This is a genomic window from Vreelandella arcis, from assembly GCF_900103865.1.
GTDB classification, from domain to species: Bacteria; Pseudomonadota; Gammaproteobacteria; order Pseudomonadales; family Halomonadaceae; genus Vreelandella; species Vreelandella arcis.
In genome coordinates this window covers 297,212-304,373 of the sequence record NZ_FNII01000005.1, presented here as the reverse complement: position 1 = coordinate 304,373, position 7,162 = coordinate 297,212, and the positions used below count along the sequence as shown (strand labels likewise).

Below are 7,162 nucleotides of genomic sequence, written 5' to 3'. Positions count from 1 at the left end.
TTGGATGTTTGAGAAGGGCTGCTCCTAGTACGAGAGGACCGGAGTGGACGCACCTCTGGTGTTCCGGTTGTCACGCCAGTGGCATTGCCGGGTAGCTATGTGCGGACGGGATAACCGCTGAAAGCATCTAAGCGGGAAGCCCCCTTCAAGATGAGACATCCCAGAGGCCTAGAGCCTCCTGAAGGGCCCAGCGAGACCAGCTGGTTGATAGGCACGGTGTGGAAGCGCTGCAAGGCGTTGAGCTAACGTGTACTAATGGCCCGTGAGGCTTGACCCTATAACACCCAAGGGGTCTGGTCGCAGTGGTAACGATGAAAGAACCGGATACGCGCACTGAGCCGACTGTTTAAGACACAGGGCTTGGTAAGAGACGCACACAAAACACAGCATGATATCCATTTAAAGTTACGCCTGACGACCATAGCGAGCGTGAACCACCTGATCCCTTGCCGAACTCAGCAGTGAAACCGCTTAGCGCCGATGGTAGTGTGGGGTCTCCCCATGCGAGAGTAGGTCATCGTCAGGCACCTATACCGTACCCCAGCTTCAAACGAAGCTGGGGTATTTTATTTGCATCGAAGAAAACAAGGGGTCTCCCCATGAAGAGTAGCGGAAGGCCGCCCCGAACATCGTCAGGCACTTATTAAGAAAAACCCCGAGCACAGTGTGTTCGGGGTTTTTTGTTTGTGAACTGGCGAACTTAAACTACAGCACCTAATATAAAACGGCACTTAACTGTTCACTACCGTGATAAAAGGAGCATGGTTATGTATAAAGGATTTAAAGCTATTGGTGTGGCCATTTTATTAGCATTTCTAGCCGTCGGTTTGGCAGCCTGTGGAGATGACGAGGGGCCAGCAGAAGAGGCGGGTGAAAATATTGATGAAACCATGGAAGACGCTGGCGAAGAGATGGAAGAAGCCGGTGAAGACATGGAAGATGCTGCTGAAGAATAAGCAACCGCTAGCGTCTGCCATATAAAAAAGCCCCATTGCCGATGCAATGGGGCTTTTGAATTTTACGTTGTTAAACGCTAAGGATTAACGCCATTCGACCCGGTCAAAAATCCGGATGGCTTCGGGGTTGTTTTCCCCAAGGACGCTAATGTTAACTTCGTCTTTCTTGAAGTTGCCCCATGACTCAAGGACGGGATCGCGCTTCACGCTATTCACAACGGGGAACTCATTGTTACCCGAGGCGAAGATTTCCTGAGCAGTGTCGGACGCTAGGAACTCAAGGAATTGAATTGCATTTTCGCGGTTTGGAGCGCCATCAACGACCCCTGCGCCACCGACGTTAACGTGGGTGCCACGGTCATCTTGATTGGGGAAAATGATGCCAACCTTGCGAGCGGCTTCACGATCCGCCTCATCATCAGATTTCAATAAGCGAACATAGTAGTAATGGTTTGCCACTGCTAGATCGCATGCGCCGCTAGCAGCACCGCGGATCTGATCAGTATCACCGCCTTCTGGGTCGCGTGCCATGTTATTGACGACGCCTTGCGCCCACTCTTCAGCGCCTTCTTCCCCGTGATGCTCAATCAGTGACGCCAATAGCGACTGATTGTAGATGTTGTTTGACGAACGAATGCAGACGCTGTATTCAAGATCGTCGCTGGCAAGATCTTCGTAGCGAGTTATTTCGCTGGGGTCGACATTTTCGCGATTGTAAAAGATCGCACGTGCGCGCTGGCTAAAGCCGAACCATAGACCTTCTGGGTGGCGCATGGACTCAGGTAAGCGGTCATTGAGTACGTCGGATTCGATCCCTTGGAAAATGCCTTCCTGTTCTGCGCGCCACAGTCTGCCAGCATCAACGGTGAGCATAATATCAGCGGGGCTAGCAACGCCCTCCCGCTGGATACGCTCAATCAACTGATCGGAGTCGCCTTCCAGAATGTTAACGTCGATCCCGGTTTCTTCGGTAAACGCATCATAAAGGCGCTCGTCGGAATCGTAGTGGCGAGCAGAGTAGACATTGAGCTCATCCGCGACAGCGTGGCTAGCAAAAGCAGCGCTGGCGATAGCAACCGCGATAGGCGCGGCAAAGTATGTAGTCTTCATGGGCAACACTCCTTTTTATTGAATGATAATACGTTGTATTATTATCATAATTATTGAAGCGGTTTGTACCGTTAACGTCAAGCCTATGCAGCGTTGAAGCGTGCATATAGGTTAAATAAAAAATAGAATGTTAATTACTTTCAAACGTATTCGGTGTCTCTTTTGGCTAGAGACGATCCGTAAATAGACGGTGGTGCAATGACAGCAACGATGAAGGCTCCTCTACAAGCGGTGAATGAGACCGCGCTTGCTATGCATCGGGTGCAGCACGCGTTTGATGGGCATACCGTTGTGAAAGGTGTTGATTTGACGGTGGCGCCTGGGGAGGTGGTGTGTTTGTTGGGCCCCTCAGGGTGTGGCAAGACCACGTTGTTACGTATTGCGGCAGGTTTAGAGACATTGCAGGAGGGCAGCGTCAGTCTACAGGGGGAACAAATTGCCGCGCCTGGGCTGCGTCATGTGCCGCCGGAAAAGCGTAACGTTGGTTTGGCATTTCAAGATTCGGCACTGTTCCCACATCTATCCGTGCTGGAAAATGTCGCGTTTGGCCTCAAGCACCTGTCTGTCAAAGAAAGACGTGAGCGAGCCGAGGAGCTGTTATCGCAGTTGGGAATGGCAAACTATATGACGACCTACCCCCACATGCTATCAGGCGGTCAGCAGCAGCGTGTAGCGCTTGCTCGGGCATTAGCGCCTGAGCCTCGACTAATGTTGCTAGATGAGCCTTTTTCAAGCTTAGACGCACGGCTCAGAGATCGAATCCGCGATGATACATTGCACGTATTAAAAAAAGTGGGAGCCGCGACACTGCTGGTCACCCATGATCCTGAGGAAGCCATGTTCATGGCGGATCGCATTGCGCTAATGCGGGATGGACGCATTGTGCAGACAGGAACGCCGCGAGAGCTCTATTGTTCACCTAAAGATCCATTCGTGGTGACGTTCTTTGGAGAGGTTAATGAGCTTGAAGGCGTCGTAGAAGAGGGGCATGTTGCGACGCCCGTCGGTTGGGTGCCGGCTGAAAACATCGCTGATGGCACTACCGTTCAGGTGATGATTCGTCCCGAAGCTTTACGCATTATTGAGCGTGATTTGCCTGTCCATGCCCACGCGCATAGCCATATCGTGATGGCTAAGCTGCTAGGCCGCAGTAGTTTGCTGCACTTATGTGCACATGGAGAAAATGGTCAAGAAGCCCACCTGCACGCCAGAGTGCCAGGTGTCTTCCTGCCCAGCGAAGGCCAGCCGATAGATATTCATTTGGACTTATCGCAGGTATTTGTATTTCCACAGGACTCTCAGGATAGTATGCCGCAAGTGTAGCCATAGGGGCTTGCGGCTAAGTCCCCGGTCGTGAGCGGCGCATCGCCATGCTGAGTAGTATCACGGGTAGGATGCCTACCACCACAATGGCCAGCGAGGCAGTGGAGGCTTCAGCAAGGCGCTCATCCGACGCTAGGTTGTGGGCTCTTACGGCCAGCGTATCGAAGTTAAACGGACGCAAAATGATAGTGGCGGGAAGCTCTTTCATGACATCCACAAACACCAGAATGCCTGCCGCAAGTAAACTGCTACGCATCATCGGGGTGTGCACATAGCGCAGGGTACCGCCAGCGGTTTGACCGAGGGTGCGAGAGGCCGCGTCCATGCTAGGGGTGACTTTGCCTAAGCTGGCTTCCACCGCATTAAACGACACGGCAAGGAAACGCACTACGTAAGCGTAGAGTAGAATAAATGCCGAACCGCTGAAGATTAGTCCAATGATCTGGCCGTTATAAGCCTTTAAGCCTGTATTAATGGCGTTATCCAGCCAGGCAAAGGGAATTAAAATACCCACTGCAACCACCGAGCCGGGGATAGCGTAGCCCATGGCCGCGATACGGGTGGTAAAGCGCGCTAGCGGGGTGTTGTGGACGCGCACGCCATAGCTAAGTGACACTGCCATGCCCACGGCCATTAGGGCAGCTAACGCTGATAAACTGAGGCTGTTCCACGCGAAACCAATAAAGCGTGTTCCCAACAATGCATCGCCTTCAGTGAGCGCTAATTGAAGCAGGATACCGCTGGGCAATAAAAAACCAATGGTGATCGGGATGAGGCATCCCAGGGTAGCGGCTGCTGCCCGCCATCCATGTAGTGCATATTCGGGTAATTGTTGGTAGCGGTTGGTGGTATGGAAATAGCGCTTTTTGCCACGTGACCAGCGTTCCAGCAATACCAACACAATAACGAAGCTGAGTAGGCAGGCCGCCAACTGCGCGGCGGCGACGGGCTCACCCATGCCGAACCAGGTGCGGTAAATGCCGGTCGTGAAGGTGTCGACGCCGAAAAACTGAACCGCGCCAAACTCGTTGAGTGTTTCCATGAGGACTAGCGATACGCCCCCGACTAAGGCCGGCCGGGCTAACGGTACCGCGATGCTGAAAAATAATCGCCATGGTCCGCGGCCTAAGGTGCGGCCAACGTCGAGCACGCATACCGATTGTTCTAGAAAAGATGCGCGTGCTAACAAGTAAACATACGGGTAAAGCACCGTGGTAATAAGCGTCGCTGCACCGCCTAATGAGCGAACATTGGGAAAATAGTAGTCGCCGTATTCCCAGCCGAAGAGGTCGCGTACGACGCTTTGAAATGGGCCGGCAAATTGCAGAAAATCGGTATAGGCGTAGGCGATGACATAGGTGGGCACGGCTAAGGGGAGGAGCAATGCCCATTCAAATAATCGCTTGCCCGGGAAGCGGCACATCACCACCAGCCACGCCGTACCGGTGCCAATGACCAATGTGCCGGTGCCCACCATAAGCACCAACCAAAACGTATTGGTTAAATAGCGTGGCAGCACGGTGCTGGCAAGATGCTGCCAAACGCCCCCAGTGGGCATAAGAATGTGTGCAAAAATGACAATCACGGGAAGGGCGACGGCAAACGCAATCAAGAAAAGCGTGACGGACCACACGTTGAAACGGCTGAAAAAACGCTCAGTGAGAGCAGAAAGCCCGCGACTGTCAGAATGAGACAAGTGAACCCTCCTCGAAAAGCGACCGGCGTGTGATCGTAGCGTGGCGATAATGCAATGAAATATCAGTCGCAAATAGTATCACTTGAGCGCTGATGCTGTACAAAGCGCGACCACTAAAAGGCCTTCGCCTGCGATGCAATAACGCAGGCGAAGACGAGTGGGCAAAGGGAAGAAAACGGCTAGTCGAGCAGGATTGACGGTAGGCCAGTGATCAACACCGGGAAAAACGCCATTAGCACGCATGCGAGCAAAATGAGCGCGACAAAGGGAACAACCGCTTTGTAAAGATCCACGATTTCTACCCCAGGTGGCGCCACCCCTTTGAGGTAGAACAGCGCATAGCCGAAGGGCGGCGTGAGGAAGGATGTCTGTAGTACCACCGCTACCATCACCACGAACCACAGCACATCGATGCCCATGGTCTCAACGATGGGGAGCATGATCGGGAAGCTCAGTAGCACAATCCCCGTCCAGTCGAGGAACATTCCCAAAATAAACACCAAAAAGAGCATCAATATCAGGGCGCCCACCGTACCGCCGGGCATCGAGAGAACTAACTCGCTAATTACATCCATGCCGCCGCCGATCGAAAACACGCCGGTAAACGCGGTGGCACCCACCAGTACCAGCATCACCATGGTGGTCGTCTTGCCCGCATCGATTAGCGTGTTATAGCAGGTTGAGAGCTTACGGTCGCCAAAGATCATAAACAGGATAAAGGCGATGAAAACACCAATAGCGGAGGCTTCGGTCGCTGTGGCAAGGCCGGTAAACAGCGCGCCCAATACGCCCAAAATCAACGACATCGGCGGGACTACATACTTCGCTAGCATGATTAGAAGCTGTTTGGTGCTAACTTCTGCACGCTCTGCGGCTGGCACTTTGGGACCGTAAGAGGGCTTCACAAAGCAGATGATCAGCACATAAAGCGCGTACATCACGCCGAGCATTAAACCGGGCACCAGCGCACCGGCAAATAGCGCGCCGACTGAAACCGGCGAGTAGCTCGCCATCAAAATCAGCATGATGCTGGGCGGAATCAAAATGCCTAAACAGCCGCTGGCCATGATGACACCGGCGCTGAGCTCTTTGTTGTAGCCGTACTTCAGCATCGGCACTAGAGCAATCATACCCATCACCGCAATGGAGGCGCCGACGATGCCCGTGGTAGCGGCGAGCAGCACTGAGACCACGACCACCGTCAGCGCTAACCCGCCCCGCAAGTTAGCAAGCAATAGGCGCATGGCGTCGAACATTTTTTCGGTCACGCCTGAGTCGTTCAAAAAGCGCGCCATCAAAATAAACAGGGGGATTGCCACGAGTACGTAGTTATCCATGGCGTTGCCATAGACGTTATTAATAATAATGCCGAGTGTGTTGGTACCTGGGCCTAAAAAGGCGCCAATTACGGCGACGCCGCCAAGTACAAACGCCAATGGATGCCCCATAAACAGGCCAATCAGTAGGCCACCAAACATCACCAGGGTGAGTAATTCTGCACTCATGCGTGGTTCTCCTCACGCAGCTGAATAATAGCGCGCAGCACGACGGCAATGGCTTGCAGCAAGATCAACGCCGCGGCCAGCACGATCACGCCTTTCACGGGGTAAACCGGAATTGCCACCATGCCATAGGTGGTTTCGCCACGGCTGATGGAGCGCTCGAAAAAAGACCAGCCGTAGGTCAACATCAACCAGATGAATGGGATGAAAAAGACCACATAGCCGATAATTTCCAACGCCGCCTGCTTTTTGCGTGATAACAGGCGCTTTAACACATCGACCTCCACATGGGCGTGGTGACGTAACCCATAGGCGGCCATGAGCATAAAGTGGGCGCCAAACAGCATTTTCGTGACGTCAAATGCCCAGTCGCTTGGGCGCCCGAGGAAAAAGCGCATCGCGATGTCATACAGCACAATCAGCGTGATGACCGCGATAAGAGGCGCAACTATTCGCCCAAAGAGCTCATTGAACGAATCAATGGCTTTTGCGATCGCATGCATGGGAAGTCTCCCGGGTATCAATGAAGGCTCTTGACGAAAAAACCGCCCCGACACAAGCGCCGGGGCGGTTAC

The 7,162-nt window shown here is 53.2% G+C and carries 6 protein-coding genes and 2 rRNA genes; 4 read left to right on the top strand and 4 right to left on the bottom strand.

Features of this window, described 5'->3' with window-relative positions; genetic code table 11:
• The 3 genes from BLR97_RS08235 to BLR97_RS08225 all read left to right on the top strand — a co-directional run.
• Positions 1–277 (top strand): 23S ribosomal RNA (locus BLR97_RS08235); the annotation flags it as partial.
• A gap of 133 nt (positions 278–410) precedes the next feature.
• Positions 411–526: ribosomal RNA gene (gene rrf / locus BLR97_RS08230) — 5S ribosomal RNA — on the top strand.
• 241 nt (positions 527–767) lie between these two features.
• Entirely contained in the window at positions 768–956 is a 189-nt protein-coding gene (locus BLR97_RS08225) for a hypothetical protein (RefSeq protein WP_170832999.1), read from the top strand.
• 84 nt (positions 957–1,040) lie between these two features.
• Here the strand turns inward: BLR97_RS08225 and BLR97_RS08220 are convergent, their stop codons facing one another.
• The gene (locus BLR97_RS08220; RefSeq protein ID WP_089704742.1) at positions 1,041–2,066 is read right to left on the bottom strand and encodes a Fe(3+) ABC transporter substrate-binding protein; all 1,026 of its coding nucleotides are present in this window, start codon (positions 2,064–2,066) and stop codon (positions 1,041–1,043) included.
• A 198-nt stretch (positions 2,067–2,264) separates the two neighbouring features.
• Here BLR97_RS08220 and BLR97_RS08215 point away from each other — a divergent pair, with 198 nt between their 5' ends.
• Positions 2,265–3,389 carry an ABC transporter ATP-binding protein gene (locus BLR97_RS08215; protein ID WP_089704739.1) on the top strand — a complete coding sequence of 375 codons (1,125 nt, stop codon included), beginning with the start codon at positions 2,265–2,267 and terminating at the stop codon, positions 3,387–3,389.
• A 16-nt stretch (positions 3,390–3,405) separates the two neighbouring features.
• Here the strand turns inward: BLR97_RS08215 and BLR97_RS08210 are convergent, their stop codons facing one another.
• The 3 genes from BLR97_RS08210 to BLR97_RS08200 form a co-directional block, all read right to left on the bottom strand.
• Entirely contained in the window at positions 3,406–5,085 is a 1,680-nt protein-coding gene (locus BLR97_RS08210) for an ABC transporter permease (protein ID WP_089704736.1), read from the bottom strand.
• A 179-nt stretch (positions 5,086–5,264) separates the two neighbouring features.
• Positions 5,265–6,590, bottom strand: coding sequence for a TRAP transporter large permease (locus BLR97_RS08205; RefSeq protein ID WP_089704733.1), 1,326 nt, complete (start codon positions 6,588–6,590; stop codon positions 5,265–5,267).
• Entirely contained in the window at positions 6,587–7,090 is a 504-nt protein-coding gene (locus BLR97_RS08200; RefSeq protein ID WP_089704731.1) for a TRAP transporter small permease subunit, read from the bottom strand. Before BLR97_RS08200 ends, BLR97_RS08205 begins: the two co-directional genes overlap by 4 nt.
• Positions 7,091–7,162 lie beyond the last annotated feature (72 nt).